Origin of the sequence: Kribbella sp. CA-253562, assembly GCF_050942265.1 — a bacterium.
Taxonomy (GTDB): domain Bacteria; phylum Actinomycetota; class Actinomycetes; order Propionibacteriales; family Kribbellaceae; genus Kribbella.
This window is the reverse complement of record NZ_CP192049.1, coordinates 8507278-8534124: the sequence shown is the minus strand read 5'-3', so window position 1 is coordinate 8534124 and position 26847 is coordinate 8507278. Positions and strand designations below refer to the sequence as shown.

Annotated in this window: 25 protein-coding genes; 17 read left to right on the top strand and 8 right to left on the bottom strand. The window is 70.2% G+C overall.

Features of this window, described 5'->3' with window-relative positions; translation table 11 throughout:
- The first annotated feature begins 45 nt into the window (after nucleotides 1–45).
- The 7 genes from ACQPXM_RS40700 (at nucleotide 46) to ACQPXM_RS40670 (ending at nucleotide 8858) form a co-directional block, all read left to right on the top strand.
- The gene (locus ACQPXM_RS40700; protein WP_432943330.1) at nucleotides 46–894 is read left to right on the top strand and encodes a hypothetical protein; all 849 of its coding nucleotides are present in this window, start codon (nucleotides 46–48) and stop codon (nucleotides 892–894) included.
- Nucleotides 894–1814, top strand: a complete 921-nt coding sequence (locus ACQPXM_RS40695; RefSeq protein ID WP_432943329.1) for a hypothetical protein — start codon at nucleotides 894–896, stop codon at nucleotides 1812–1814. The genes ACQPXM_RS40700 and ACQPXM_RS40695 overlap by 1 nt, the downstream gene beginning before the upstream one ends.
- Nucleotide 1815: 1 nt before the next feature.
- A complete protein-coding gene (locus ACQPXM_RS40690) occupies nucleotides 1816–3372 on the top strand; it encodes a hypothetical protein (RefSeq protein WP_432943328.1) in 1557 nt (518 codons plus the stop codon).
- Nucleotides 3359–4867: an SCO6880 family protein gene (locus ACQPXM_RS40685; RefSeq protein WP_432943327.1), complete on the top strand. Its 1509-nt coding sequence runs from the start codon at nucleotides 3359–3361 to the stop codon at nucleotides 4865–4867. Before ACQPXM_RS40690 ends, ACQPXM_RS40685 begins: the two co-directional genes overlap by 14 nt.
- 16 nt (nucleotides 4868–4883) lie before the next feature.
- Entirely contained in the window at nucleotides 4884–6494 is a 1611-nt protein-coding gene (locus tag ACQPXM_RS40680) for an ATP/GTP-binding protein (protein WP_432943326.1), read from the top strand.
- Nucleotides 6494–8398 (top strand): type IV secretory system conjugative DNA transfer family protein, encoded by a 1905-nt coding sequence (locus tag ACQPXM_RS40675; RefSeq protein ID WP_432943325.1) that lies wholly within the window; start codon nucleotides 6494–6496, stop codon nucleotides 8396–8398. The genes ACQPXM_RS40680 and ACQPXM_RS40675 overlap by 1 nt, the downstream gene beginning before the upstream one ends.
- A gap of 82 nt (nucleotides 8399–8480) precedes the next feature.
- A complete protein-coding gene (locus tag ACQPXM_RS40670; RefSeq protein ID WP_432943324.1) occupies nucleotides 8481–8858 on the top strand; it encodes a DUF4913 domain-containing protein in 378 nt (125 codons plus the stop codon).
- On the opposite strand, the gene ACQPXM_RS40665 is transcribed toward ACQPXM_RS40670, so the two are convergent.
- The 3 genes from ACQPXM_RS40665 to ACQPXM_RS40655 are packed head-to-tail and all read right to left on the bottom strand — an operon-like array spanning nucleotide 8855 to nucleotide 12353.
- Complete coding sequence (locus tag ACQPXM_RS40665) at nucleotides 8855–9928, bottom strand: hypothetical protein (RefSeq protein WP_432943323.1); 1074 nt, start codon at nucleotides 9926–9928, stop codon at nucleotides 8855–8857. The two genes, ACQPXM_RS40670 and ACQPXM_RS40665, sit on opposite strands and share 4 nt — an antisense overlap.
- On the bottom strand, nucleotides 9925–10863 hold the full coding sequence (locus ACQPXM_RS40660) for a hypothetical protein (RefSeq protein ID WP_432943322.1): 939 nt from the start codon (nucleotides 10861–10863) through the stop codon (nucleotides 9925–9927). The genes ACQPXM_RS40665 and ACQPXM_RS40660 overlap by 4 nt, the downstream gene beginning before the upstream one ends.
- Nucleotides 10860–12353: a coproporphyrinogen-III oxidase family protein gene (locus ACQPXM_RS40655; RefSeq protein WP_432943321.1), complete on the bottom strand. Its 1494-nt coding sequence runs from the start codon at nucleotides 12351–12353 to the stop codon at nucleotides 10860–10862. The genes ACQPXM_RS40660 and ACQPXM_RS40655 overlap by 4 nt, the downstream gene beginning before the upstream one ends.
- A gap of 207 nt (nucleotides 12354–12560) precedes the next feature.
- Between ACQPXM_RS40655 and ACQPXM_RS40650 the strand changes: the two genes are divergently transcribed.
- The 5 genes from ACQPXM_RS40650 to ACQPXM_RS40630 are packed head-to-tail and all read left to right on the top strand — an operon-like array spanning nucleotide 12561 to nucleotide 17300.
- Nucleotides 12561–13553: a hypothetical protein gene (locus tag ACQPXM_RS40650; protein WP_432943320.1), complete on the top strand. Its 993-nt coding sequence runs from the start codon at nucleotides 12561–12563 to the stop codon at nucleotides 13551–13553.
- Nucleotides 13553–14446: an LLM class flavin-dependent oxidoreductase gene (locus tag ACQPXM_RS40645; protein WP_432943319.1), complete on the top strand. Its 894-nt coding sequence runs from the start codon at nucleotides 13553–13555 to the stop codon at nucleotides 14444–14446. The genes ACQPXM_RS40650 and ACQPXM_RS40645 overlap by 1 nt, the downstream gene beginning before the upstream one ends.
- Nucleotides 14436–15293, top strand: coding sequence for a phosphotransferase (locus tag ACQPXM_RS40640; protein ID WP_432943318.1), 858 nt, complete (start codon nucleotides 14436–14438; stop codon nucleotides 15291–15293). The genes ACQPXM_RS40645 and ACQPXM_RS40640 overlap by 11 nt, the downstream gene beginning before the upstream one ends.
- Nucleotides 15290–16276: a hypothetical protein gene (locus ACQPXM_RS40635; RefSeq protein WP_432943317.1), complete on the top strand. Its 987-nt coding sequence runs from the start codon at nucleotides 15290–15292 to the stop codon at nucleotides 16274–16276. The genes ACQPXM_RS40640 and ACQPXM_RS40635 overlap by 4 nt, the downstream gene beginning before the upstream one ends.
- A gap of 10 nt (nucleotides 16277–16286) precedes the next feature.
- Nucleotides 16287–17300 (top strand): tryptophan--tRNA ligase, encoded by a 1014-nt coding sequence (locus ACQPXM_RS40630; RefSeq protein WP_432943316.1) that lies wholly within the window; start codon nucleotides 16287–16289, stop codon nucleotides 17298–17300.
- Between the two features lie 21 nt (nucleotides 17301–17321).
- On the opposite strand, the gene ACQPXM_RS40625 is transcribed toward ACQPXM_RS40630, so the two are convergent.
- The gene (locus ACQPXM_RS40625) at nucleotides 17322–18635 is read right to left on the bottom strand and encodes an MATE family efflux transporter (protein ID WP_432943315.1); all 1314 of its coding nucleotides are present in this window, start codon (nucleotides 18633–18635) and stop codon (nucleotides 17322–17324) included.
- A 377-nt stretch (nucleotides 18636–19012) separates the two neighbouring features.
- Between ACQPXM_RS40625 and dnaB the strand changes: the two genes are divergently transcribed.
- Nucleotides 19013–20866, top strand: a complete 1854-nt coding sequence (gene dnaB, locus ACQPXM_RS40620) for a replicative DNA helicase (protein WP_432943314.1) — start codon at nucleotides 19013–19015, stop codon at nucleotides 20864–20866.
- Between the two features lie 43 nt (nucleotides 20867–20909).
- Here dnaB and ACQPXM_RS40615 read toward each other — a convergent pair whose 3' ends face one another.
- Nucleotides 20910–21650: an SDR family oxidoreductase gene (locus tag ACQPXM_RS40615; protein WP_432943313.1), complete on the bottom strand. Its 741-nt coding sequence runs from the start codon at nucleotides 21648–21650 to the stop codon at nucleotides 20910–20912.
- Between the two features lie 89 nt (nucleotides 21651–21739).
- On the opposite strand from ACQPXM_RS40615, the gene ACQPXM_RS40610 reads away from it, so the two are divergent.
- Nucleotides 21740–22282, top strand: a complete 543-nt coding sequence (locus ACQPXM_RS40610) for a TetR/AcrR family transcriptional regulator (protein ID WP_432943312.1) — start codon at nucleotides 21740–21742, stop codon at nucleotides 22280–22282.
- A 54-nt stretch (nucleotides 22283–22336) separates the two neighbouring features.
- Here ACQPXM_RS40610 and ACQPXM_RS40605 read toward each other — a convergent pair whose 3' ends face one another.
- On the bottom strand, nucleotides 22337–22972 hold the full coding sequence (locus tag ACQPXM_RS40605) for a MerR family transcriptional regulator (protein ID WP_432943311.1): 636 nt from the start codon (nucleotides 22970–22972) through the stop codon (nucleotides 22337–22339).
- 85 nt (nucleotides 22973–23057) lie between these two features.
- Between ACQPXM_RS40605 and ACQPXM_RS40600 the strand changes: the two genes are divergently transcribed.
- Together ACQPXM_RS40600 and ACQPXM_RS40595 are read left to right on the top strand one after the other, a co-directional pair.
- On the top strand, nucleotides 23058–23558 hold the full coding sequence (locus ACQPXM_RS40600) for a DoxX family protein (protein WP_432943310.1): 501 nt from the start codon (nucleotides 23058–23060) through the stop codon (nucleotides 23556–23558).
- Between the two features lie 13 nt (nucleotides 23559–23571).
- Nucleotides 23572–23973: a hypothetical protein gene (locus ACQPXM_RS40595; RefSeq protein WP_432943309.1), complete on the top strand. Its 402-nt coding sequence runs from the start codon at nucleotides 23572–23574 to the stop codon at nucleotides 23971–23973.
- Here ACQPXM_RS40595 and ACQPXM_RS40590 read toward each other — a convergent pair.
- Nucleotides 23970–24932 (bottom strand): helix-turn-helix transcriptional regulator, encoded by a 963-nt coding sequence (locus ACQPXM_RS40590; protein ID WP_432943308.1) that lies wholly within the window; start codon nucleotides 24930–24932, stop codon nucleotides 23970–23972. The genes ACQPXM_RS40595 and ACQPXM_RS40590 overlap by 4 nt on opposite strands.
- 64 nt (nucleotides 24933–24996) lie before the next feature.
- Here ACQPXM_RS40590 and ACQPXM_RS40585 point away from each other — a divergent pair, with 64 nt between their 5' ends.
- Complete coding sequence (locus ACQPXM_RS40585; RefSeq protein WP_432943307.1) at nucleotides 24997–26286, top strand: FAD-binding oxidoreductase; 1290 nt, start codon at nucleotides 24997–24999, stop codon at nucleotides 26284–26286.
- Nucleotides 26287–26322: 36 nt separating this feature from the next.
- Here ACQPXM_RS40585 and ACQPXM_RS40580 read toward each other — a convergent pair whose 3' ends face one another.
- Nucleotides 26323–26721, bottom strand: coding sequence for a RidA family protein (locus ACQPXM_RS40580; protein WP_432943306.1), 399 nt, complete (start codon nucleotides 26719–26721; stop codon nucleotides 26323–26325).
- Nucleotides 26722–26847 lie beyond the last annotated feature (126 nt).

Below are 26847 nucleotides of genomic sequence, written 5' to 3'. Positions count from 1 at the left end.
ACACCGCGCACCGCCCCGCACGGTTCATCCAAGGGCTGAAGCACGATGGCCTGGTTCACCGGAGGCGGCTCCTCCGGTTCCGACGACGACGCCCCGGCGGCTTCGGTCTGGGAGAGCCGCGGGTTCGTCGCCTCGGCGATCGTCATCGGGGCGGTCGTCGTGTGTCTCGTGGTCTGGCTGGTGGCAGGGGGCGGCAACGGCTCCCCGTCCACCCAGCCGACCCCGACGGCCACGCCGACCGCGACCGGCGGCACCGACCAGCCGACGGACGACGCCACCGAACCACCGGCCACCCCGGATCCCACGACCACCACGGCCCCGACCGCCCCGGTGAAGCCGAGCGGCACCGGCGGCTGCCGCGCCAAGAACCCGCCGCAGCGCATCCCGCGGGAGGCGCCGGCCGCGGTCAGCTGGCAGTTCGAGACCAACATGCTGATTCCCCTGCAGGCCCAAGGCGGACCGGCGATCGAGGACGCCAACGGCTTGCGGCACTGCTTCGCCCACTCGCCGACCGGGGCCGTGCTGGCCGCGATGGTGACGCTCGGCCAGATCCGTAATCCCGAGCTGACCGAGTCGGTGCTGCGCAACCGGATCGCACCGGGGGCCGGGCGCAACCTCGCGTTGAAGGCGGTCCGCACCTCGCCGACCCCGCGCAACACCGGCCAGACCTCGCAGTTCACCGGCTTCAAGGTGATCGACTACCTGCCGAACCGCGCGATCATCTCGATCGCGGTCCGCCTCGACAGCCAGAAGGTGGCCGGTCTGCCGGTCACCCTGCTGTGGGTCGACAACGACTGGAAGCTGGTCCTGCAGCCCGACGGCAGCTTCAACGGCGCGGTCGCGCCGGACGTGCTGCAGTCGCTGAACGGCTACGTCCGGTTCGGGGGTGCCTGATGATCCCGCTGGGATGTTCCTGGGCGCCGTGGGACTGGGGCGACTGCATCTCCGAGAAGCTCGGCGACGCCCTGGAGTGGGCGATCGGCAGCCTGTTCGAGCTGATCTTCGACGCGATCAAGTTCGTGGTGATCAAAGCTGTCGAGCTGGTGATGGAGTCGGTCGGCACGCTGTGGATCGACATCGACACCCCCGAGTTCGGCAACAACAGCGCGATCGCGTTCGTCCAGGAGCGCACGCTGTGGATCCTGATCCTCGCCGCCACCCTCTCGATGATCGTCGGCGGCGTCCGGATGGCGCTCGCCCAGCGCGGCGAGGCGGTCCGCGACATCATCAAGAGCCTGCTCACGATGGTGGTGGTGTCGGCCGGCGCGGTCGCGTTCGCGGGGGCGCTGATCCAGATCGCGGACGGCTTCTCGGAGTGGATCGTGGACGAGGCGATCAAGGCGGGACCGCCGCCGCAACCGATCCCTGGCAAGCCGACGCCGACGCAGTCGACCTTCGCCACCCGGATCGGCGAGATCCTGGTGAACCCCCTGAAGACCGAGGGTGTCGGCCTGATGCTGGTGATCGTGATCGGCATCCTGATGGTGGTCACCTCGCTGATCCAGCTGGCGTTGATGGTGATCCGGTACGGGATGCTGATCCTGCTCGTCGGTGTGCTGCCGCTGACCGCGGCGGCGACCAACACCGAGGCCGGGATGATGTGGTTCAAGCGGGCGGTGGCCTGGCTGGCCGGGTTCATCCTCTACAAACCGATAGCGGCGATCATCTACGCGTCCGCGATCACGCTGATCGGTACGCCCGAAGGCTCGACGGACGAGACGCTGGCCGTGATCACCGGCGTCGCCATGATGATGCTCGCCGTCGTCGCGCTGCCGGCCATCCTGCGTTTCGTCTCACCGAAGACCGGGGGCTGACGTGCTGGCGCTCCTGTGCGACGACGGTTGGGACGCCTGCATCCGGGACTTCCTGCTGGATGCGCTCACCCCTGCAGTCGAGGCGTTGATTAAGTTGATCTTCGATCCGATCTTCACCGAGCTGAGCACGGCCATCGGCAAGGTGATGGCGACGATCGGCACCTTCTGGGTGTTCGTCCCCACTCCGCCGGTGGGCGACGAGCAGGGCCGGCCGGCGGTCGCGTCGGTGGGCTGGTTGTGGGACCACACGAGTTGGCTGGCGATCTTCGCGGCGACCGTCGGCGTGATCGTCGGCGGAGCCCGGATGGCCTGGTCACACCGCGGCGACGCGGCCCGTGACCTGCTGAGGTCCCTGCTCACGCTGGCGGTCGCCTCGACGTTGGCGGTCGGCATCGTGCAACTGCTGATCTTCGTCGGCGACAGGTTCTCCGAGTGCATCATCTTGACCTCGCTGAACACCGGGGCGAGCGGCTGGACCTGCGACCCCACCGGAGACGTCAATCCGGCGAGTTTCGGTACGGCGATGACCGCGCTGCTCGGGCTCTCGGCGATGACCGGCGGCGTCGGGCTGATGATCACGATCGCGGTCATCACCTTGCTCGCGTCGGTGATCCAGGTCGTGCTGATGGTGATCCGGTACGCGATGCTCATCCTGCTGCTGGGTGTGCTGCCGCTCGCGGCGTCGGCCACCAACACCGAGATGGGCCAGGCGTGGTTCAAGCGGATCCTCGGCTGGCTGGCGGCCTTCCTGCTCTACAAACCGGTGGCCGCGCTGATCTACGCCACCGCGATCAAGCTCACCGGCGCGGCATTCGACGCGGGGCACGAACAGGGCCCGCTGGCCTTCACGGAGCAGGACCCGGGCACCCAGATCATGAACATGGTCACCGGCGTCACCATGCTGGTGCTCGCGCTGTTCGCGATGCCGGCGTTGATGCGGTTCGTCGTACCGATGGTGTCCGCGACCGCGGGATCGGCCGGGGCCGGCGGAATCGCGGCCAAGCTGATCGGCGCGGACAAGATCACCAGCAAGGCGAGCTCGAGCACCTCCAGCGAGAGCGACGGGCCGAGCGGTGCGCGCACCGTGGGCCGGTCCGGCAGCAACCCACCGCCCCCGAGCTCAGGACCGCGCGGGGCACAGAACTCCGGGTCGGCGAGCGGTAGCGGCGGCGCCGGAGGTGGCCGCACAGGTGGCGGTGGTGGCGGCGGTGGCGGCGGCGGTGCAGGTGGTGGCGCAGGCGGCGGTGCCGGGGGCGGCGCTGGCGGAGGCGCCGGCGGAGGTGCTGGGGCCGGTGCCGGAGCAGGCGGTGCGGCCGGTGGCGGTGCGGCAGCCGGAGGTGCGGCCGCAGGTGGCGGTGCGGCTGCCGGTGGCGCCGCGGGTGGTGCCGCGGCGGGAGGTGCGGCCGCCGGTGCGGGTGCCGCGGCCGGGCCGGTCGGCATTGCGGTAGTGGCCACCGCGATGGCGGTCAAGAAGGGCATCGACACCGCCAAGGACGTGAGCAACGAGGCGATCGGGGACGACAGCGCGATGGATGAGGGACCAAGTGGCAGCGGCTGACAACGTTCGAACGGCGCCCAGGACGTACGGCAACTGGCGGGCGCCCGCCTCGGCGGGCATCGCCGGGATGGGCACGCTCGGCACCGCGATCATGATGTTCGGCCTGGTGATCACGATGATCGCCACCCTGGCCAGCGGGATCACCGGCGCGCTGGTGACGTTGGTGATCGTCGGCGCCGCCCTGCTGTTGCTGATGACCAAGGACAAGCACGGGCACTCCGCCCTGCAGAGGCTCTCGACCCGAATTGGATGGCAGCGAGCGAAGATGGCCAGGCACAACGTCTACCGATCCGGACCACTCGGCCGTACGCCGTGGGGCAAGTTCCAGCTGCCCGGCCTCGCCGCGGCCTCCCAGCTCAGCGAGTACCAGGACTCCTACGGCCGGCCGTTCGCGCTGCTGTTCTACCCGAGCACCCGGCACTTCACCGTGATGATCAACGCCGAGCCCGACGGCGCCTCGCTGGTCGACGAGGACCAGGTCGACGCCTGGGTGGCGCACTGGGGCCAGTGGCTGGCGTCGCTGGGCCACGAGCCGGGCATCGTCGCCGCCTCGGTCACGGTGGAGACCGCGCCGGACACCGGGATCCGGTTGCGCCGCGAGGTGTCGCAGAACATGCAGGACGGGACGCCGGCGATCGCTCGCGCGATGCTCGCCGAGGTGATCCAGACCTACCCGGAGGGTTCGGCTCTGGTGTCGGCCCGGGTGGCGCTGACCTTCAAGGGCACCGACCGCAACGGCAAGCGCCGCAAGGAAGACGACATGGGCCGCGAGCTGGCGTCCCGGTTGCCGGCGCTCACCCAGAGCCTGAACTCCACCGGTGCCGGGGCGGCCCGCCCGGTGACCGCGCAGGAGTTGTGCGAGACGATCCGGATCGCCTACGACCCGGCCGCCGCGGTGCTGATCGACGAGGCCCGCAGCCAAGGCATCGCGCCGGAGCTGCAGTGGACCGACGTCGGCCCGGCCGCCGCGCAGGCGTTCTGGGACAAGTACCGGCACGACAGCGCCTGGTCGATCACCTGGCAGATGACCCAGGCGCCGCGCGGCGAGGTGTTCTCGTCGGTGCTGTCCCAGCTGGTCGGGCCGCACCCGGACATCGACCGCAAGCGTGTCACGCTGCTGTACCGCCCGCTGGACGCCGCCACCGCGGCCCGGATGGTCGAGGCCGACAAGCGCAACGCGTCGTTCCGGGCCACCGCGTCGGCCCGTCCGTCGGCCCGGTCGATCGCGGAGGCCAGGGCAGCCGACCGCACCGCGCAGGAAGAAGCCCGCGGTGCCGGCCTGGTCAACTTCGGCATGGTCGTCACCGGCACGGTGATGAGTGCCGAGCAGCTGCCCGACATGGTCGCCGCGATCGACAACCTGGGCGCCACCGCCCGGGTCCTGCTCCGGCCGGCGTACGGGTCGCAGGACTCGGCGTTCGTCGCCGGGCTGCCGCTCGGCATCGTGATGCAGAGCCACCTGTCGGTTCCGGCCGGATTGCGGGAAGCGCTGTGAGTCGACGGGAGAGCTCGTGAGCAAGAAGAAGAAGCCGGTCGACCCGACCCGCGGCGGCCGCCGCCCGATGCCGCGCGGCTGGCCGGGCATGGGCGGCGGCTACTCGACGTACTTGCAGGCCCCGGCCGAGTGGCGCGGTACGACGGTGCAGGTGTGCGGCATGTGGCCGTTCTCGGCCGGCACCGGCAGCCCGATGGTCGGCGTGCCGATCGGCCGCAACATCCTGTCCGGCGCGACCATGTGCTGCGACCCGATCAGCTGGTTCATGCGGGCCAAGCTGATCTCCAACCCGTCGATGTTCGTGCTCGGCAAGCCCGGTCTGGGCAAGTCGACGATCACCCGGCGGATGGCGCTCGGCCTGGCCGGGTACGGCGTGATGCCGCTGGTCCTGGGCGACCTCAAGCCCGACTACAAGGACCTGATCGAGGCCCTCGGCGGCCAGGTGATCCAGCTCGGCCGCGGCCGCGGCCACCTGAACGTGCTCGACCCGGGCGAGTCCCGCAAGGCCGCGCTGCGGCTGACCGGGTCGGCCCGGCAGGCGATCGAGGCGGACGCCCATGGCCGCCGGCAGACGATGGTCTCGGCGCTGATCTCGATCATGCGCTCGGCCCCGCCGACCGACCGCGAGGAGACCATTCTCGACGAGGCCCTCAAGGTGCTGGACGAGCGCCACGAGGGAACGCCGGTGCTGCGCGACCTGCTCAAGGTCGTGCAGGACGCGCCCGACCGGGTCCGCAACGTCGCCCTCGACCGCGGCAGCCTGGACCGGTACCGGCAGATCACCGAAGGGCTGGAGGCCTCGCTGATCGGTCTGGTCGGCGGCGGCCGGCTCGGGGAGATCTTCTCGGAGCAGACCGACAACCCGATGATGCTGGACCGTCCGGTCGTCTTCGACGTGTCCAACATCGACGACTCCGAGACCAACCTGCAGGCCGCCGTCCTGCTGGCCTGCTGGTCGTACGGGTTCGGCGCGGTCGCTGTCTCCCAGGCGCTGGCCGATGCCGGCCTCGAGCCGCGGCGGCACTACTTCGTCATTCTCGACGAGCTCTGGCGGGTCCTGCGGGCCGGGCGTGGTCTGGTCGACCGGGTCGACGCGCTGACCCGGCTGAACCGGCAGCGCGGTGTCGGGATGGCGATGATCTCGCACACGATGTCCGACCTGCTGGCGCTGGAGCACCCCGAGGACCGGATGAAGGCCAAGGGCTTCGTCGAGCGCTCCGGCATGGTGATCTGCGGCGGCCTGCCGCGGGCCGAGATGGAGAACCTGACCGAGGTCGTGCCGATGTCGCAGGAGGAGCAGAACATGCTCATCGGCTGGCAGGACCCGCCCGCGTGGGACCCGGCCACCGGTGAGGAAGCCGCACCGCCCGGCCGAGGCAACTTCCTGGTCAAGGTCGGTGGCCGGCCAGGCATCCCGGTGCACGTCGGGCTGACCTCGGTCGAGCGCGAGATCAACGACACCAACAAACTCTGGAAGACCGGCGCCGACGGCCGCCCGCTCAAGGTGGAGATCGCCGACGACGGGACCGAGGAGGTGGTGGCCGAGTACACCTTCGACGATCCGGCCCAGCTGCCCCCGCCCGACCCGACCACCCGGGTGGTCGCCCGAAGCGGAGTTGAGGACTGATGGCACAGGGACGCAAGAGCACCGGCGGCGCCGCGATCTCACCCGAGGCGATCGCGCTGTTCGCCGTGATCGGGCTGATCGCGCTGGCCTCCTTCGGGACCTGGATCGCGGCCTCGGTCGGCGCGGCGATCAGCGGCGGCAAGAAGCCGGGCGGCAACCCGTTCTCGGTGCTGGTCGAGCTGATCACCGGCGAGTACGAGTGGCCCGGCGCGGCGACCGGCGTACTGATCGCCGAGGTCGTCGTCCTGGCCGCGATCGTCGCCGGCGTGTTCGTGCTGCTGCGCCGGCGGGGCGGCAGCAAGTCCCGGGTCGACCGGCACGCGCTGCTGATGTCCGGCCGCAAGGACCTGCGCAAGATCCTGCGCGAGGGCGCCCAGGAGACCGCGAACCGGCTCGGCGCCGGGCACGCTGGTCCGGGGGTTTTCATCGGCCGGACGGTGCGTGACGACCTCGAGCTGTTCGGCTCGTGGGAGGACATGCACATCGACATCTGGGGTCCGCGGACCGGTAAGACCACGACCCGCGCGGTGCCGGCCATCCTGGACGCGCCGGGCGCGGTGATCGCCACCTCGAACAAGCGCGACATCGTCGACGCCAGCCGCGGACCGCGCAGCGCGAAGGGCGCGGTCTGGGTGTTCGACCCCCAGGGCGTCGCCGACGAGGAGCCGACCTGGTGGTGGAACCCGCTGAGCTACGTCACCGACGAGGTGAAGGCTCGCCAGTTCGCCGACCACATCGTGAACAGCCAGCGGCGCGAGGGCGCGCGGTCCGACGCCTACTTCGACACCGTGGCGACCGACCTGCTGTCCGGGCTGCTGCTGGCCGCCGCGCTGGCCAACCGGCCGATCAACCAGGTCTACCTGTGGCTCAGCGACCAGCTGAACGACGAGCCGGCCCGGATCCTCGACAACACCCCCGGCTACGAGCTGCCCGCGCAGCAGATGGCCAGCCTCTACAGCCTGCCGGACAAGCAGCGCGCCGGTGTCTTCGGCACCGCCCAGCCGAACGTGCAGTTCCTGCTGAACCGCCAGGTCGCCCGCTGGGTGAACCCGAACGGCCCGGCCGACAACCGGCCGCAGTTCAGCCCCAAGGACTTCGTCCGCCGGGGCGGAACGCTCTACAGCCTGTCCAAGGAAGGCGTCGGTACGGCGGGCCCGCTGGTCGCCGCGCTCACCGTGGCGATCGTCGAGGCGGCCGAGGACTACGCCAAGACCTGCCCGATGGGCCGCCTGCCCACCCCGATGGTAGGTGTGCTCGACGAGGCCGCGAACGTCTGCCGCTGGAAGGACCTGCCCGATCTCTACAGCCACTTCGGCTCCCGCGGCATCATCCTGATGACGATCCTGCAGTCGTGGGCGCAGGGAGTGGAGTGCTGGGGCGAGCAGGGCATCGAGAAGCTCTGGTCCTCGGCCAACATCCGCGTGTACGGCGGTGGCGTGTCCGACTCGAACTTCCTGGAGCGGCTGAGCAAGCTGATCGGCGAGTACGACATCGCCTCCAACACGGTCTCGTACGAGGGCGGCAAGCGCTCGCACAGCAGTCAGGTGCAGCGGCACGCGATCATGGAGGTCTCCGACCTGACCTCGATGCCGCCGGGCCGCGCGGTCGTTTTCGCCTCCGGTACGCCGGCCACGATGATCAAGACGATCCCCTGGATGGCCCGGCCGGACGCTGCTTCGGTCCGCGCGTCGCTGGCGCAGTACGACCCGGGGGCCGCGTCGACCGCGGGCGCGGCCGCCGGCGCGTCGAACCCGTGGATCGCCGCCGGTCAGAAGGCCAAGCACAATCCGCTCGGCCCGGCCCAGGCGACCTGGCCGGCCACGCAGGAGTCGAAACAGCCGCCACAGCAGCAGTGGGGCCAGGCACAGTGGAGCCCACCCAACCCGAACGACCGCCGCGGGTGACAATGTGCTCGACGACAACGACCGGGTGACCGAGAGGTCGTCCCGTCCCGCCGACCGGTAGCCCTGGGCAAGGAGTGGAGCCATGGACGACGACGCGATGGAGCTGTACTACCCGCACGTCGCGGCGTTCGTCGAGGACCGGCTGGTGTACCTGTACGCCCGCCGGCTCGGGCAGACGTTCGTCTGGTGCCCGGAGTGGTTCCGCCACGCCGAGGCGCTGAGCCGGCTCGACTCGATCTGGCGCGCCTGGGAACACCTGCGGCTGGACCCGGCCACCGGGATGTCGATCTGGTGGCGTGACCACGCCGATCCGCACATGTCGGTGCTGCTCAGCCCCGACGGTCCGTTCGCGGGCTGCCGCGGAGCCCACAGCGAGTACACCGCCCGCCCGCTGGCGACGGTGAAGCCCCCGGAAGGTCTGTTCTACGACCAGCGGGAGCCCCACCTCCGCAGCATCTAGCCCACGATCCGCAGCGACGCCTCCCGGCAGGCGTCCAGGGTTTTCAGCGCGGCGCCGCTGGCCAGCAGCTCCTCTGCCTGAGCGATGCCGCCGGCGTGGTCCTCGGCCACGCCGGCGACCTGCAACAGCAGACCGGCGTTCGCACACGTCAGCTCGACCGCGACGCGCGGCGCCCGGCCGTGCAGCAGGTCGAGAATCATCGCGGAGTTGTCCTCGTGGTTGTGCTGTTGCGCGACCTGCCGGACGTCGGCCGGCACCGGCCGGCGTACGACCGACGACTCGATCTTGCCTTCGGCAACCATTGTCAGCTCCGCCGTGCCGAACGGCGCGTACTCGTCGATCCGCCCGTGCTCGCCGACCGTTGTCGACACCACCGCGGCCCGCCGGACTCCCCACTCGACCATCACCGCGGCCGCCAGCGCACCCCGCGGCTCGGACACGCCGAACACCATCCCGTCCAGCCGGAACGGAATGAACAGCCACGGCGTGACGTGACTGAGCGGGTGCAGGTGATGGAAGCGCCCCTCGTACCGAGGCCCGTACTTCGGCGCGACCAGGTGGTAGTCGAAGACCCCGATGCCACACTCCCGCGCCAGCTCGGCGACCTGCGGCAAGGTCTTCGGCAGCCGGATGCCGAGCAACTCCAGTACGTCGCTCGCGCCGGTCACCGCCGACGTCGCCCGCCCGGCCGGCTTGATCACCCGCACCCCCGGATGACTCGCCGCGACGAACGCGGCCGCCGTACTGACGTTGAAGGTCTTGAACGACTCCTTCCCGCTGCCGGTCACCGCGACCACCGGCTCGGCGACGTCGAGCGGCACCGGCCGCGCGAGCTGATCGGCGAGTTCGTTGTCGAAGGCAAGGATGGCGTCGATCAGGCCGAGCGCCTCGGCGGAGGTCGCACCCCGCGCGTGCAGTGCGGCGAACAACGCGCCCCAGGCCACGTCGGCACCGGTGAAGTCGCCGGCCAGGATCGGCCCGAAGGCTGCCGCCGCCTGCTCGCGGGTCAACGTGCCGCCGGCCTGGACCTGCGTGATCGCCTGACCGGAGACCGAACCAGGAACCGTCACGGGTGAACCACCTCATCTGATCGGGGAACGAACCACAAACCCTCTCCGGAAGCCAGCACGGGCCAGCCGTCCAGTACCGCCACCTGCTCGGCCGAGGAAACCGGCGCCGTCCGGTAGTGACCGACAGTCCCTGTTCCTGAGGCAGCCCGGGCCAACGAGACGAGCCGGGCGTATCCGGTGTTGCTGGTGCGTGGCGACTTCGCCAACAGGGAGACCAGCGCACCGGAGTACCAGTGTCTGACCGGCTCGACACCGACCACTTCCGCCACTGCCCGGGACCTTCCTGCCAACGTGATCTCGGCCGGCGTCGAGTGGTCGCGTGCGTAGGACACTGCCCGGACCACCGCCGCACCTGCCTCTTCAGCCGTCGACACGTCCAGCTCCAGCGCTCCGACTGACGGCGCCCGACCGGCCAGCCGCCGCAGGGCCGCATCCCGCTGATCCCCAGCCGGCCGCGGTACGACGCCCAGCGTGAGAACGACGTCGATCCCGACCCGCTGCGCCTCCTGCCGGGCCGCGATCTTGCCCGCCGCGTACGCCGACGGCGGCCCGGATCGCCATTCGGCGACACTGCCCAAGTGCACCGCGACCGCGGCACCGTCGGGCCGCAGTCCATGGCCGGCTGACTGTTGGGCCGGGACAGCGGCTGCCTTCGCGGCGGCTGCCGCACGGACCGCGCCGCGACCGACCGCCGCGGTCTCATCGGCCGAGTTCGCCTTGCTCACCACGAGATTCACGACCGCCGCCACCGACTCCACCCCGGCGGACAGGTACAACGCCGACCACCGCTCCGGCTGCTGCCAGGCAGAATCGACCGCGTCGAATCCCGTCGCCCGTCCGACCTGGAGTACGTCGTACCCGGCGTGCTCGGCCGCCGCGACCACCGCGGGGCCGAGCCGTCCACCGGCCCCGAGGACGACGAGAGTCCGCGTCATCGCCGCCCGGGTCCGTGCGGCCGGGCGACGCTCGCCCCGGTCCGGCCCAGTGGCGAATAGTCGTGCTGCTCCAGCAGGTTGCGGCGCGGGTCGACGATCTGTTCGTTGGTCGCGCGCACCCGCTGGACGATGTCGTCACTGGCCAGCTGCGCGGACATCGAGTCGATGCAGTAGGCACCGATCTCGTTGGTCCGCCAGACGTCGTCGGTCAGCTCCAGCAACCCCAGGTCGGCGAACTGCTTCAGCTCCGGCAGCAGGTCCTCGGGCACCGCGCCGAAGCGGTCGGCGAACGACGAACGGTGCACTCCCGCCGAGCGCAGCGCGAACATCGTGTTGCGCCGGGCGAGCTCGTCCTCGGGCAGCGTGAACGCGCGCCAGAACGGCAACCGGTCGGCCATCACCTGGGACAGGTACGTGTCCAGGTCGCAGTGGTTGTAGTACTGCGTGCCGCCCAGGTAGCCGAACGAGCTGACCCCGAGTCCGAGCAGGTTGACCGAGTCGATCTCGTCGAACTTCGACGCCTGCTGGCGCGAGTGGTGGTCGGCGCGGGCGTAGTACAGCACCGGACCGGAGTGAAAGCCCTGGTCGCGCAGGTAGTCCTCGGTGATCAGGTGGCTGACCAGCCGGTCGCGGCCGTCGGGGAACACCTCGGGGCGGCGCTCGTACAACCAGCTGATCGGGTCGGTGACCTTCAGGAACAGCGGGAAGATGTTCAGCTTCTCCACGCCGGCCGCGACGATGTCGTTCAGCGTGCGGAACCAGCTCTCGGTGGTCTCGTACGGCAACCCGTACATCAGGTCGACCGAGACGTTGTCGAAGCTGGTGTGCTGCAGGAAGTCGATCAGCGCGAACGCCTCGGCCGCGGTGTGCCCGCGGTTCATCGTGCTCAGCACCTTGTCGTCGAGTGACTGGATGCCGAACGCGATCCGGTTCACGCCACCGGACTTCAGCACGGCGAGCTGGTCGGTCAGCCGGCGGCGGTCGCGAACCACCTGCGGGTGCAGCTCGAAGGTCACCTCGGTCTCGGCCGTCCAGCCGAAGTGCTCGTGCAGTGCGCCGAACAACCGCTCCAGCTCGGCCGGCGTCAGCGTGGACGGCGTACCACCGCCGAAGTACACCGAGCTGATCCAGCGCGGGCCCAAACGCTTTGCCTGCAAGGCGATCTCGTGCACCAACGCGTCCAGGTACGCCGTGACGCGGTCCTCGGTGGCGCGGATCTCCTTGGCGAAGTGGCAGAACGTGCAGCGCTGCCGGCAGAACGGGATGTGCACGTAGAGGTTGAGCTCGGCCGACGTGCCGCGCAGCACCTCGGCCTCGTCGGCGTCGTCCATCGCCTTCAACGGCGGGTAGGTCCCGCTGAGGTAGTGCTCGGTGGGTGTCGGCAGCAAACCGAGTGTCGCCAGCGTCGCCGTGTCCACCGCCTCGGCGCGGGCGGTGGCGTCGCGCAGGTACTGCTCGAAACGCGTGCTGACGGTGGTGGCTCCGGTCAACGTGAACTCCAGGGCGGTCGGGCTCGAACGACGAGCATAAGTCGCGGAGGGTCACTGGCCGGGAGGGTTTTCCACCGGCTCCGACGTGCCCCCTGGGCGGTTTAGTGTGCGTGGTCAGTTCCATGGACGAGCCCGCCGACGAACGGGTTCCCTGCCGCGCCGGGCGATCTTCGCCGCCCGGATTCACCATCCCCTGAAGGAGTTTCCGTGCTGGGTGAACTGACCCCTGAAACGACCCCGGCCGTGCTGACCGACCAGCTGGGTTCACTGACCCGGCGCTTCTCGCACACCGACGAGGCCGACACCGTGCTGGCCGCCGAGCAGGCCGGCCCGCTCGGCATCATCACCGGCTTCGGCCCGACCAACGCGCCGACGGCCGGCACGCTGACCGTGATGCTCGGCATCGTCGAACTGCAGCGCAGGTTCGACGTCCCGACGACGGTGGTGATCTCCGAGCTCGGCGCCTGGAACTCGCGCAACGTGCCGTGGGACCTGCTCTGCTCGGTGCGCGACCAGATGATGGACTTCCTGCAGGCGATCGGCTTCGACGCCGACCGAGGGATCCTGCGCTCGCACCTCGACCTGGGCAACCTGACCCGGGCCGGGATGCTCGCCCGCTTCCTCAGCCGGCAGGACTTCCTGGACCACCGCGAGGACCTGCTCGAGCTGTACGACGACCACGGGCTGCTCGGCAGCGAGGTCGGCCTGACCGTCGACGGGCTCTACACCGTCGCCGACATCCTCGGCCCGGTCGAGCAGGGCGCGAAGCGGGTGCTGATGGTGTCCGGCCAGGAGGAGGCGTACTTCACCCAGCTGGCGCGCATCGCGCTCGACCGCCAGGCCGCGGCCGGTGACCTGTCGCTGGGGTGGCAGGCCGACATCGGGGCGCTGTACTTCCGTGTCCTGGAAGGGCTGAACGGCTACCCGAAGATGTCCAAGAGCATTCCCGCGTCGAGCATCCACCTTGGCATGCCGGACGACGAGCTGGCCGAGCGGATCCTGTCCGACGCCGAGACCTCGCAGCCCGCGTTGCTGTCCGCGATCGAGCTGAGCAGCGGCTGGGACGACGAACGCCTCGACCAGGTGCGTACGGCGTACGAGCAGCGCGACACCGACCCGGGGGACTGGAAGGCGGTCCGGCTGTCGTACCTGGACACGTTCCGCGAGTTCTCCGCGCTGTGGAAGTCGTGCGCGCGCTGATGACCAGTCTGCAGCTGTTCGCCAGCAGGCGCGATGGGCGGAGCTCCGCCCAGGTGCTCGACGACCTGGTCAGCAAGGCGGTCCTGGCTGAGCAGGCCGGGTTCGACACGGTCTGGCTGGCCGAGCACCATGCCTCCGACTGGAACCTGTGCACCGATCCGCTCACGGTGCTGGGCTATTTGGCCCGCGCGACCTCCCGGATCCAGCTCGGCGCGGCAGTGGTCAACCTCGGCCTGCACCACCCGGTCCGGATCGCTGAACAGGCCGCGCTGGTCAACAGCCTGTCCGGTGGCAGGCTCGAGCTCGGGCTCGGCAAGGGGTTCGCGGCGGCCGACTACCTCCGCTTCGGGCTCGACCCCGCCGGTCGTGACGAGCGCTTCCAGGCCTCGCACGACGAGCTGATGACTTTGCTGCGCTCGGATCCGGAGACCTCCGGGATCCCTACCTGGCTGTCGTCCTCAGGGCATCCGCGCGCCGTCGCCGCCGCGGTCGAGCACGGCCACGGACTGCTGCTCGCCGCCGCGGGCACGAAGCTGAAGACCATCACCTCGTACGTCGCGGAGCAGCCGGCGCCGCCTCGATTGGGCCTGGTTCGCGCTGTGCACACCGGGCGGACCGAGATCGAGGCCGAGCAGGAGCTGATGCCGTACCTGCTCTGGTACATGGGCGAGATGGCCAAGCTGCAGCCGGGCTCGTCAGCTCCTCCGGTCGAGGAAGTGGTGGAGACCTTCTGCCTGCTGGGGACCGCGAAGGAGTGCGCGGCGCGGATCGAAGCGCTGCGCACCGAGCACGGCATCGGCGAGGTGATCACCGTGCCCGGCATCGGCGGAATGAGCCTCGACCTGGCCGGCCGGGTGATCACCGAGCTCGGAGCGGCCGGTCGTGACGGCTAGGGCGCCGGAGCAGCTCGAGCACGAGCTGTCGCAGGCGTACGGCCGGGTCGACCTCGTCCGGCTGCAGCACCCGCGGCAGGCCAACCACACCTGGATGGTCGAGTGGGATCACGGCCCGGCCATCGTCAAGCAGTACCGGTGGATCGGGCCCGACGCGCTGACCGAGATCCTGCAGGCCGAGCAGCGGGCCCGCGCGGCCGGCGTACCGGTGCCTGAGGTGCTGCATCGCTGTGAGGACGGGCTGACCGTCGTCTACACGCTGCTGGGCGGACGGCACGTCATTCCGCTCGAGGCTGGCCTCGTAGACCACTGCGCCGAGCTGTACGCAGCCCAGCTGTCAGCGCTGGCCGACTTCCACTCCAGTACGGCGCGACCGCGACCGCAAGGGCTGACTCGGCGAGCGCAGGAGGCGTACGACGGCTCGGCCGACCAGGAGCTGCGCCAAGTCATCGCCACCACCTGGGCCGAGCTGTCTCGGCTCGGCTCGGTCAGGCCGGTCGGAGCGAGTCACATGGACTGGCGGGCCGACAACCTGCTGGTCAACGGGTCGCGGGTGAGCGGAGTCGTCGACTGGGAGTTCCTGGGTCCGCTGCCTGCCGCCGAAGCAGTCGGCTGCGCTGCGGGGTCGCTGACCCACTCCTGGCGCGACGAGCTCTACCGACCGATGACTGTCGAGCCGGTGCAGCGCTTCCTGCAGACGGCGGCGGAGCTGCTGAGCTGGACCGAGTCGGACCTTGCCCATGCCCGGCTGGCCGCCTTGCACACCTGCGCGATCCGATTGGCCGAGGACCGGTCGGGCGGGGGAGCGCTGTACGACGCCGCCGACCTGAAGCGAGCCCTGGCATGAGAATCTTCCACGTCCCGTCCCACCTCGCGTACGTCGCCAAGCTGGTCGCGCCGGAGTTCGCCCCGGCGCCCTCCCCGACCGGACGGCCCATCCCGGTGAGCGGCCTGCTGGCGCAGGACCCCTGGGACTACTTCGACGTGCTGCATCTGCACACGGTCGAGCTGGCGTCGGCGGACGACCTGACGGCTCTGGTCGATCGGTTGGGCCGCGCCGGCAAGCGCCTGGTGTTCACCGTGCACGACCTGGTCCCCAACATCGAGTCCGACCTGCCGGCCTTCGAGGACAAGACCCGCCTGCTGGTGAAGTCGGCCGACCATGTGACCACGCTGACTTCCACTGCGGCGGCTGCGGTCCTGGACCAGTACGGGCGGCGTCCCGACGTGCTGCCACACGGGTACGCGGTTCCGCCAGCAGTAGCCCGGCGTACGACGGGTGCCGGGCTGCTCGCCTTCGGGGCGTTGCGGCCGAACCGGTGTCTCGTCGCCCTTGTCCGTGCGTGGGCTCTGCTGCCGGACCGGCCGCGGCTGAGCGTCGTACTGCGGTCTGTCGGTGCGGCTGATCGGGAGCGGAGTGCGGCCGAGCTGGCTGAGCTGGACCGGGCTGCGGAGGAGTACCCAGAGCTCAGCGTCGAGGTCGTCGACCGGGTGCTGTCGGACGAGGAGCTGGTCGAGCGGTGCCAGGACGCGTCGACGCTGGTGCTCCCGTACCGGAGCATCACGCACTCCGGGCAGTTGGAGTTGGCACGGGACCTCGGGCTCGGCGCGGTGCTTCCCGACGTACCGACGTTGCGCGACCAGCTCGCCGGGGCCGAACACCCGTGCGTCTGGTTCCCGGCGGAGGCGCTGGAGGATCCGGCGGCGTTCGCGGCGTACCTGGAGCGGGCGAGTAGGCTGCCAGCGGCTCCGCGGGGACCCGACCGGGTCGCCGAGCACGCCGGACTGCTGGCTGGGTACGCCGCCGCGTACGGGGCTCTGGGAGAATAGGGACATGGCTATGGAATCCGCACGTCCGGTGTCGCTGACCGGGATCAAGCCGACCGGCGACCCGCACCTCGGCAACCTGATCGGCGCGATCCGGCCGGCACTGCAGCTCGCCGACTCCTACGACGCGATGTACTTCATCGCCGACTACCACGCGCTGACCGTGATGCGGGACGCCGAGCAGCTGCGGTACTACACCCGGTCGGTGGCGGCGACCTGGATCGCGGCCGGCCTGGACACCGACCGGATCACGATGTACCGGCAGTCCGACGTACCGGAGACCTTCGAGCTGCACTGGGCGCTGTCGTGCGTGTCCGCCAAGGGCCTGATGAACCGGGCGCACGCCTACAAGGCGGCCCGGGACAAGAACGCCGAGGCCGGCAAGTCCGACCTGGACTCGGGCGTCAACATGGGCCTGTACAACTACCCGGTGCTGATGGCGGCCGACATCCTGCTGATGGACTCCGACGTGGTCCCGGTCGGCAAGGACCAGTCCCAGCACGTCGAGTACGCCGCGGACATCGCCGGTACGTTCAACCACCTGTTCGGTGAGCACAAGCTGAAGGTGCCGCGGCTGGTGCTGCCCGAGGACGACGCGGCCAAGACGCTGCCGGGCATCGACGGCCGCAAGATGAGCAAGAGCTACGGCAACACCATCCCGCTGTTCGCCCCGGAGAACCAGCTGAAGAAGCTGGTCCGCCGGATCGCCACCGACAGCACGCCGGTGGAGGAGCCGAAGGACCCGGACAGCTCGTCGGCGTTCCTGATCTACGAGCAGTTCGCCTCGCCGGAGCAGCTGGCCGACACCCGCAAGCGGCTGGAGGCCGGCGGGATGGGCTGGGGTGACCTGAAGAACGAGCTGTTCGAGGTGATCAACGGCCAGATCGGCCCGCTGCGCGCCCGGTACGAGGAGCTGATGGCTCCGGGCAGCGAGCTGGACGACCTGCTCGAGGCCGGTGCCGTCCGGGCCCGGGCACGGGCCAAGGTCGTGCTGGACCGGGTCCGCGACGCCGTCGGCATCGTCTGACCTCTGCTGTAGCCGGTGCGGTCAGCGAACCGCACCGGTGACCAGCCATGCGTCCCGGCGTTCGCGGGTGACCAGCGTCAGCAGGCGGAGCAGCATGAACCCGCCGAAGGCCCACCACAGCGCCACCACGCCGCCGTCGAACCAGATGACGCTCAGCGCGAGCGGGACGTAGAGCACCAGCGCGATCACGCCCGCGACGGCCAGATACGGCCCGTCGCCCGCGCCGATCAGGACGCCGTCGAGCACGAACACCACGCCGTTGACCGGCTGCCAGAGCGCGGCGACCAGCAGCACCGCCGAGAGCGAGTGCCGGACGGCGGGGTCCTCGGTGAACCAGGGCACGTAGATCGTGTGCAGCCCCCACAGGGCCAGGCCGCCGACCACCCCCGACCAGAGGCCCCACCACATCATCCGCCGGGTGATCGCCCGCGTCCCCTCGACGTCACCCGCGCCCAGCGACCGGCCGGTCAGCGCCTGGGCGGCGATCGCGATCGCGTCCAGCGCGAGGGCCAGGAACGACCAGAGCGTGAACGCGACCTGGTGGGCGGCGACGGACGTCGTACCGAGTGAGGTGGCGACGAACGTGGCCAGGATGATCGCGACGCGCAGCGTGAGCGTCCGGACCACCAGGGGTACGCCGGCCTGGGCCGAGGCGACAATGCCCGGGCGGTCCGGGCGCAGCTTGGCGCCGTCGCGCCGGGCGCCGCGGACCACGACGACGACCAGGGCGATCCCGGCGGCGGTCTGGGCGAGCGCCGTACCGAGTGCGGAGCCGGCGATGTCCAGGTCGAAGCCGTAGACCAGCAGCAGGTTGAGCACGATGTTGGCCAGGTTGGCGGCGATCGCGACGACCATCGGGGTCTTCGTGTCCTGCAGACCCCGCAGGACGCCGGTGGCCGCGAGCAGCAGCAGCATCGACGGGATGCCCAGGCAGGAGATCCGCAGGTAGACGACGGCGTGATCGGCAACGTCCGGCGAGGGGTTGAACGCGCCGATCGCGGCCGGAGCCAGTAATACGCCGGCGACGGCCAGGACGAGGCCGAGCAGCAGGGCCAGCCAGAGTCCGTCGATGCCCTGGGCAAGAGCGCCCTTGTGGTCGCCGGCGCCGATCCGGCGGGCGACCGCCGACGTGGTGCCGTAGGCCAGGAACACGCAGATGCCGACCAGCGTCTGCAGGATCGTGCCGGCGATGCCGAGCGCGGCCAGCTGGGGAGTGCCGAGGTGGCCGACGATCGCCGAGTCGGCCAGCAGCATCAGCGGTTCGGAGACCAGGGCGAAGAAGGCCGGCACCGCCAGCCGGAGGATCTCCCGGTCCTGGCTGCTGGTAAGGCGCATGGGCCTCATTGTGCCTGGCGGCGGCTGTGCACAACGCACCGGACCGAACTGTCTCGAATCTTTTTCTCCTCCACACCTGTGGGTTCGCAAAACCGCAGGTCAGTGCGATGTTGTGGATCTTTTCCCGCAGATATCCACAGGGTTGTTCCCAACCTGTGCACAGGCCGTCGCGGGGTTTCCCACAGGTGATCCACACCCCCTGTGGACACTCGGCTACCAGGCAGCGGCGGTTCGGGCGTACCGTCGCGTGACCGGCGCCGTCCGCCCGACTCGGGGGCATTGGCGGGCCGGAAAACACTGTCGGCGAGGCCGGATATGATTCGAACAGACGTTCGGGTCGAAGCTGGATCGTTGGGCGGACGAGGAGGACGGGCGAAGTGAGCGTTGCGGAGTTCCGCGGGGGGCCGGACGGCGGGAACGAAGAACGCAACCCGGCGATGGGCTTCGACCGTACGCCGCCGCAGGACCTGGCCGCCGAGCAGTGCGTGCTCGGCGCGATGATGCTGAGCAAGGACGCGATCGCCGACTGCATCGAGACCTTGCGCGGAACGGACTTCTACCGCCCGGCGCACGAGTCGGTCTACGACGCGATCACCGATTTGTACGCCCGCGGCGAGCCGGCCGACGCGATCACCGTCGCCGCCGAGCTGACCAAGCGCGGCGAGATGGCCCGGATCGGCGGTGCGCCGTACGTGCACACCCTGGTCGCCTCGGTCCCGCTGGCCGCGAACGCCAGCTACTACGCGCACATCGTCCGGGAGAAGGCGATCCTGCGCCGCCTGGTCGAGGCCGGCACCAAGATCGTCCAGCTCGGCTACGCCGGCGAGGGCGAGGTCGACGACGTCGTCGACGAGGCGCAGGCCGAGATCTACCAGGTCACCGAGAAGCGGACCACCGAGGACTACGCGCCGCTGAAGGACATCATGGAGGGCGCGCTCGACGAGATCGAGGCGATCGACTCCCGCGGCGACGCGATGGTCGGCGTACCGACCGGGTTCACCGACCTCGACGAGCTGACCAACGGCCTGCACCCGGGCCAGATGATCATCGTCGCCGCGCGTCCCGCGATGGGCAAGGCGCTCGCGCTGGACACCCCGCTGCCGACGCCGTCGGGCTGGACGACGATGGGCGAGGTCGTCACCGGCGACGTGCTGCTGGACGCCGACGGCCGCCCGACCCGGGTGGTCGCCGCCACCGACGTGATGTACGACCGGCCGTGCTACCAGCTGACCTTCAGTGACGGCACGACGCTGGTCGCCGACGCGGAGCACCAGTGGGTCGTCGAGGACGGCGGCCAGCCCGTGGTCTGTACGACGCTCGACCTGCACAGCGCGCTGTCGGCGTACCCGAGCTTCGCCCCGGCGATCCCCAAGTCCGCGCCGCGGGAGATCGCCGGCCACGGCGTCACCACCGGCGTGCTCGGCGAGCCCGACCGCCGGATCGAGCGGATCGAGCCGGTCGCTTCGGTCCCGGTGCGCTGTGTCGAGGTCGACAACCCCGACCACCTGTACCTGGCCGGCAAGACGATGGTGCCGACCCACAACTCCACCCTCGGCCTGGACTTCGCCCGTTCCGCCTCGATCAGGCACGGCCTGACCTCGTGCATCTTCTCGCTGGAGATGAGCCGCAACGAGATCACCATGCGGCTGCTCTCGGCCGAGGCGAAGGTCCCGCTGCACCACATGCGCAACGGCAAGATGACCGACGAGGACTGGGCCCGGCTGGCCCGCAAGATGGGCGAGGTCTCCGAGGCCCCGCTGTTCATCGACGACTCGCCGAACCTGACGATGATGGAGATCCGCGCCAAGGCCCGCCGCCTCAAGCAGCGCCACGACCTGCGCCTGATCGTGATCGACTACCTCCAGCTGATGACGTCGGGCAAGAAGGTCGAGTCCCGCCAGCTCGAGGTCTCCGAGTTCTCCCGCTCGATCAAGCTGCTCGCCAAAGAGCTCGAACTCCCCGTCGTCGCCATCTGCCAGCTCAACCGAGGCTCCGAGCAGCGTTCCGACAAACGCCCGATGGCCTCCGACCTGCGCGAATCCGGCTCGCTCGAACAGGACGCCGACGTCGTCATCCTGCTGCACCGCGAGGACGCCTACGAGCGCGAGTCCACCCGCCCCGGCGAAGCCGACTTCATCGTCGCCAAGCACCGCAACGGCCCCACCGCCGACGTGGTCGTCGCCTTCCAGGGCCACTACTCCCGCTTCGTCGACATGGCCCACGACGGCTGACCGAGCCGATCAACCGGGTGGGCGGCGCGAGCTGAGGTGGGCGTCAGCCCTGGACAGTGGGGCGGATCGAGAGTTCGCCGATCTCGACCTCCCAGGGCTGGTCGATCGCGTACTCGACCGCGCGGGCGACCTGGTCGGGGTCGAGGGCGAACTCGGCCATGCCCTGGCCGATCTGGGCACGGATCGCGGGGTCGGTGATCGAGTCGCCGAACTCCGTGCGGACGTAGCCGGGGGAGATCGCGGTGGTCTTGATGGTTCCGTCGGTGGACTCCTGGCGCAGGCCTTCCAGGACGGTGCGCACCGCGTTTTTCGTGGCGCCGTACACCGCCATCGTCGGCGTGATCTTCAGGCCGGCGGTCGACACGATCGTCACGAAGTGACCGCGGCCCTGGTGCTCGAAGACCGGTAGGGCCGCGTCGATGCCGTGCAGTACGCCGCGCAGGTTGACGTCGATCATCGCGTCCCAGTCGGCGGCGCGCCGCGCGGCCATCGGCGAGATCGGGCCGATGCCCGCGCTGCTGACCAGGACGTCGAGCCGGCCGAAGTCCGTGACGGCGGTCTGCACGAGACGGCGTACGTCGTCGGCGTCGGCGACGTCGATCGCCACTGTCACGGCCCGTCCGCCGGCCCCGCGAATCTCCTCGGCCAAGGTTTCGAGCCGGTCTTTCCGCCGGGCGCCGAGCACCACCGCCGCCCCGGCGCGCCCGAGCCGGCGCGCTGTCGCGGCGCCGATTCCGCTACTGGCGCCGGTGATCGCGATGACCTTGTCGTCGAACGATGCCATGACTAGTCTCCTGTGCAGTGAATCGGACAAAGTGTCCACTTCATTGAAGCGGACACTTTGTCCGTTTGCAACCCAGGAGGTGCTCGACCGTGCGAAGCGACGCGTCCCGCAGCCGGACCGCCATTCTCGAGGCGGCCCGCGAGCTGATCGCCGAGCCGGGTGAGCTCAAGCTCAGCGCGGTGGCGAAGAAGGCCGGCGTCGGGCAAGGCACGCTGTACCGCCACTTCGCCACCCGTGACGAGCTGGTCGCCGCGCTCTACACCGGCGAGATCGACGAGCTCGTCGCTGAGGCCAACCGGCTGCTTGAGCACCACGCGCCCGTGGCGGCCCTGGAGCGCTGGCTCGGCCGGCTGGCGGCGTACGCGCAGGTCAAGCGGGGTGTGATCGAGGCGGTCGACTCCTCGGTCTGGGCCGAGATCTCGGCTCAGACCCACGCCAAGCTCGGGCAGGCGTTGGGTGCCTTGCTGGCCGCCGGCGCCGACGCCGGTGTGCTGCGCGGGGACGTCGAGCCGCGCGACGTGATCCTGCTGTCCTGGTTCCTCGCGCACGTGAAGCCCGAGGAGTGGGACGACCGCGTCCCTCGGCTGCTCGACGTCCTGCTCACGGGGCTGCGGTCCACCGAAACTCGATGAGCAGTCGAGCGGGTGCCGTTCAGGGGCGCACGGCCCAGTGTCACCCCAGTCCTGTCAGCGAGGCGCTCGCCAGCGAGCGGCGGAGAGGGACTCCTGGGCCAGCAAGCGCAGCGAGGAGATCAGCGTCTCGCCGAGCACCGTGCCGATCACGACGCTCTCGGCGATCTGGTCGCGGTCGGTGCGTTCGGTGACCGCGGCCACCTCGAGCGCGGTGAACTTCTCGACCGCGTCGGCGTAGGAGTCGAGGAATGCGACCAGGTGATCCTGGTCGAGGCTGCGTAGGGCGGCGACGGTTTCGATCAGGGTTGTGAGTGCGGGCGCGTCGGGTTCGACCGTCCAGCCGCGTCGGGCGATCAGGTCGTTGACCTGCAGGGTCGCGGCGGTTCGCGCGTCGGTGGTGGCGGTCGGCGTGCGGGTCGGCGTGATCGCGCGATGCGCCCGGCCGATCTGTTCGTGCAGGGTCATCGACTCCGAGTCCAGGCCTTCGAGGATTTCCTTCACCCTGGCGATCGGGACCTGGCCGAGGTCGACCAGGGCGCGGATCAGTCGCAGCCGGCGCAGGTGCGCCTCGCCGTAGCTCGCCTGGTTGGGGCTGGTCAGTTCGCCCGGCGGGAGCAACGCCTCCCGTAGGTAGTACTTGATCGTCGGCACCGGGACGCCCGACTGCCGGCACAACTCCGCGATCCGCATAACCGCCTTGCCTTCCCTTGACCTGTGATGGATAGTAGCAGTATCCATTAGCGGATAGTCGCACTATCCATCAAGGAGGTGGCTCATGACCGTGGCAGTTCTCGTGCTCGCCACACTGGGGTTTCGCGGGCTGGGAGCGCTCGGCGTCCGCCGGTTCGCCCGCTGGCCCGTGGCCGCGGCGCACGGACTGGCTGTGATGCTGGTGCTGACAGCGAGCGCACACTTCGTGCCCGCCGAGGTCACCGTGATGCCCAACCACGCCGACCTGGTCCGGATGGTCCCGCCGTTCGTCCCGTACGCCGGCGCGATGGTCTACCTGACCGGCGTCCTCGAACTGCTCGGCGCTCTCGGACTGGTGCTGACGGCAACAAGACGAGCCGCCGGCTGGTCGCTCGCGGCGCTGTTCGTGGCGCTGCTCCCGGCCAACATCTACGCGGCCGTCGAGCAGATCCCGTTCGCCGGCGGCGCGGCGTCGCCGCTGTGGCAGCGCATCCCCGAGCAGGTCCTCTACCTCGCGGTCGCCGTCTGGGCTGCCCGCTCCACCCGTACGCCGTCCACACCCGAGCGCGAGCTCGTCCACCACTGAAGGAGCACTCCCCATGTCCGATCCGTCCCGGATCATCGCCGGCGTCGTCCTGCTGACCATCGTCACGATCGAGTTCGGCGGCTGGTTCCTGACCAAGATCGTGCGCGGTCAGGTGCCGATGACCGACTTCCAGAAGGCGTTCGCCCGGGCCGGCCACGGCCACGCCGGCGTCCTGGTCATTCTCAGCCTGGTCGGCCTGCTGTACGTCGACGCGACCGGCCTGAGCGGCGCCTGGTTGTGGATCGGCCGGCTCGCGCTGCCCGTCGCGGCGATCCTGATGTCCGGCGGCTTTTTCGCCTCGTCGGCGGGCGCCGGACGCACCCAGCCGAACCAGTTCCTCTGGGTGCTCTGGCTCGGCGCCGCCGCGCTCGCCGTCGGTGTACTGACGTTGGGAATCGGCCTGATCACCGCCTAGCTCGACGCCAGCCGGCTCCCCACCGAGTGGATGATCTCAGCGGTCTCCGGCGGCGCCTCGATCGTGAAATCGGCGCCCAGGGCAACCACTCCGGCGACGTACTGGATCAGCAGTTGGGGTGAGTCGGCGCTCAGCGTGACCGTGCACGAGTCCGGCCCGGTCGGTACGACGGTCCCCGGCAGCCACCGGCCGTAGAAGCCTTCGCGAACCTCCTCCTCCGACAGCCGCACGTGCAGGACCGCCGAGTGCCGGTACGTCGCCGCCGCGAACGAATCAGCCAGGTACGTCGCCGCGTCGGCCGCGGGGATGTCCCGCCGGGTAAACCGGTGCCGACTCGGCCGCACGTCGCTGATCCGGTCGACCCGGAAGCTGCGCCAGTCGTCGCGGTCCGGGTCGAACGCCAGCAAGTACCAAGTCCCCACCAACGCCACCAGCTGATGCGGCTCGACCCGCCGGCTGGTGGTCTCACCCCGGCGTGATTCGTAGCTGAAGGCAACGATCTCCAGATCCCGGCAGCAGGCTGCGAGCACCGCCAGCCGGCCGGGATCCAGCTCGGGGAGATCCGCCCGCGCGACCACCGACGCGGCGCCCACCGCCGCCACCCGTGGACGAAGCCGCGGCGGCAGCACCTGGGACAGCTTCGCCAACGCGCTCATCGAGCTGTCGTGCAACCCGCTGACCCCACCACTGCCCGCGCCGGCCAGACCGACCGCGACGGCCACCGCCTCCTCGTCCGACAGCACGAGCGGCGGCATCGCCCGTCCGGACACCAGGCGGTAGCCACCGGCGGTGCCCGTCGTCCCGACCACCGGGTAGTCGAGCGAGCGCAGCCGGTCGACGTCGCGGCGGATGGTCCGGTCGGTCACCCCCAGCCGCTCGGCGAGCTCGGCGCCCGACCACTCCCGCCGGCTCTGCAACAGCGACAGCAGCCGCAGCAGTCGTCCCGGCAGGTCGTTCATATCCACAAAGATATCCACAGCTTGAGGACAACTTCTGTCCGGAAGGCGTTCTACGGTCGGCGCCATGAAGACATGGACCCCCGAAACCGACGGCTACGACGACCAGCGCACCGGCTTCCAGCGCCGCGATCCGCACCGGCCCGCGCGGATCTTCGGCGCGACCAGTGCGCACGACATCCAGGAAGCGGTGCGCTACGCCCGCGACCACGACCTGCGCCTCGCGGTCCAGGCGAGCGGGCACGGCCACACCACGCCGACCGACGGCGTACTGGTGACGACCCGCGACTTCGCCGGCGTCACGGTCGACCCGGCTCGAAGGACCGCGGCCATCCAGGCCGGTGCGACCTGGCAACAGGTGGTCGCCGCCACCACGCCGTACGGGCTGGCTCCGCTGTCCGGCAGCTTCCCCGGCGTCGGCGCAATCTCGTACACCCTCGGCGGCGGCATCGGCCTGATGGCGCGCAAGTACGGCTTCGCCGCCGATCACGTCCGGCGGATCGAGCTGGTCACGCCCGACGGCGAGCTGCGGTCGGTGACGCCCGACGACGAGGACCTGTTCTGGGCCTTGCGCGGTGGTGGCGGCAACTTCGGCATCGTCACCGAGCTCGAGATCGGCCTCTTCGAGGTCACCAGCATTGCCGGCGGCAGCCTGTACTACGACCTCGCGGTCACGCCCGACGCACTGCAGGTCTGGCGCGAGTGGACCGAGACCGTGCCCGAGGAGATCACCGCGGCGGTCACCGCCCTGGTGATTCCCGACCTGCCGATGGTCCCGGAGCCGTTGCGCGGCAAGCACATCGCGCAGCTTCAGCTCTGCGTGCTCGCCGACCTGGCCACCGCGGAGCAACTGATCGCGCCGCTTCGCGCGCTCGGTGAGCCGGTGATGGACACCTTCGGAGAAATCCCGTACGCCGAGTCCGGCCGGATCTTCGCCGAACCCGAGCAGCCGCATGGCTACCGCGGGCGCAACATCCTGCTCGCGGAGCTCGACCCGGTCGCGCTCTCGACCCTCCCGGAGCTGGCCGGACCGAAGGCGCCCGCGATGTGTGTCGTCGGCATCCGCCACCTCGGCGGCGCGCTGTCCCGCCCGCCCGCGATCCCGAACGCCGTCGGCCGCCGCGAGGCGCAGTACGCGCTGACCGTGCTCTCACCCGGTGACGAGGACTTCTCCGCGCTGCACAGCGGCATCCTCGAGCCCTGGACGTCGATCGGCCGGCAGCTCAACTTCAGCTTCGGCCCGCTCACTCCGGAAGAAGTCGCCGAGGCCTACGAACCCGCCGACCTCGAACGACTCGAGAAGCTCCGGCAGCAGCTGGACCCCACCGGCCTGCTCCAGCCGAACCACCCGATCTGAGACCGGCCGACAGGCCCGGCCTCAAGGGCCGGGCGATCACGCCAACGCGGCCGTCACGTCGATCTCGACGAGCTGCCCGGGAAAGCCGAGCTGGGCGACCCCGAGCAACGTGCTGGCGGTGGTGAACGCGGGGGCCAACGCCGACTCGTTGAGCCACGTCCACACCGCCGCCAGCTCGTCCCGGTCCGCGCTGGCCACGTAGATCACCGTGCGCACGACGTCCTCGGGCCGAGCGTTCGCCGACTCCAGCGCGGTCAGGATGTTGCTGATCACCTGCGCCGTCTGCCCCTCGAGCCCGCCCTCGGCCAGTTCACCGGCCGGATCCAACGGACACTGTCCAGCCAGAAACACCAGCTGCGACGCCTGAACAGTCGTCACGTGGTGGTACCCCGGCGTCGGATGCAGCGCCGGAGGATTGCTCCGCTCGATCGTCACCGCCCCAGCCAAGAGCACAGGCCGGCCACGGTCAATCGGATTTCCGCCGGCGCTGAAATCACCGTGGCCCCGAAGCGGCGAACCGCTTCGGGGCCGAGTGCGTAGTACGTGTCGAGCCACTAGGCC

Bases quoted from the DNA above. Each gene is read 5' to 3' on its own strand.
- ACQPXM_RS40700 (WP_432943330.1), top strand. From the start codon at position 46: ATGGCCTGGTTCACCGGAGGCGGCTCCTCCGGTTCCGACGACGACGCC.
- ACQPXM_RS40695 (WP_432943329.1), top strand. From the start codon at position 894: ATGATCCCGCTGGGATGTTCCTGGGCGCCGTGGGACTGGGGCGACTGC.
- ACQPXM_RS40675 (WP_432943325.1), top strand. From the start codon at position 6,494: ATGGCACAGGGACGCAAGAGCACCGGCGGCGCCGCGATCTCACCCGAG.
- ACQPXM_RS40670 (WP_432943324.1), top strand. From the start codon at position 8,481: ATGGACGACGACGCGATGGAGCTGTACTACCCGCACGTCGCGGCGTTC.
- ACQPXM_RS40660 (WP_432943322.1), bottom strand. From the start codon at position 10,863: ATGACGCGGACTCTCGTCGTCCTCGGGGCCGGTGGACGGCTCGGCCCC.
- ACQPXM_RS40645 (WP_432943319.1), top strand. From the start codon at position 13,553: ATGACCAGTCTGCAGCTGTTCGCCAGCAGGCGCGATGGGCGGAGCTCC.
- ACQPXM_RS40635 (WP_432943317.1), top strand. From the start codon at position 15,290: ATGAGAATCTTCCACGTCCCGTCCCACCTCGCGTACGTCGCCAAGCTG.
- ACQPXM_RS40630 (WP_432943316.1), top strand. From the start codon at position 16,287: ATGGAATCCGCACGTCCGGTGTCGCTGACCGGGATCAAGCCGACCGGC.
- ACQPXM_RS40625 (WP_432943315.1), bottom strand. From the start codon at position 18,635: ATGCGCCTTACCAGCAGCCAGGACCGGGAGATCCTCCGGCTGGCGGTG.
- ACQPXM_RS40615 (WP_432943313.1), bottom strand. From the start codon at position 21,650: ATGGCATCGTTCGACGACAAGGTCATCGCGATCACCGGCGCCAGTAGC.
- ACQPXM_RS40605 (WP_432943311.1), bottom strand. From the start codon at position 22,972: ATGCGGATCGCGGAGTTGTGCCGGCAGTCGGGCGTCCCGGTGCCGACG.
- ACQPXM_RS40600 (WP_432943310.1), top strand. From the start codon at position 23,058: ATGACCGTGGCAGTTCTCGTGCTCGCCACACTGGGGTTTCGCGGGCTG.
- ACQPXM_RS40595 (WP_432943309.1), top strand. From the start codon at position 23,572: ATGTCCGATCCGTCCCGGATCATCGCCGGCGTCGTCCTGCTGACCATC.
- ACQPXM_RS40590 (WP_432943308.1), bottom strand. From the start codon at position 24,932: ATGAACGACCTGCCGGGACGACTGCTGCGGCTGCTGTCGCTGTTGCAG.
- ACQPXM_RS40585 (WP_432943307.1), top strand. From the start codon at position 24,997: ATGAAGACATGGACCCCCGAAACCGACGGCTACGACGACCAGCGCACC.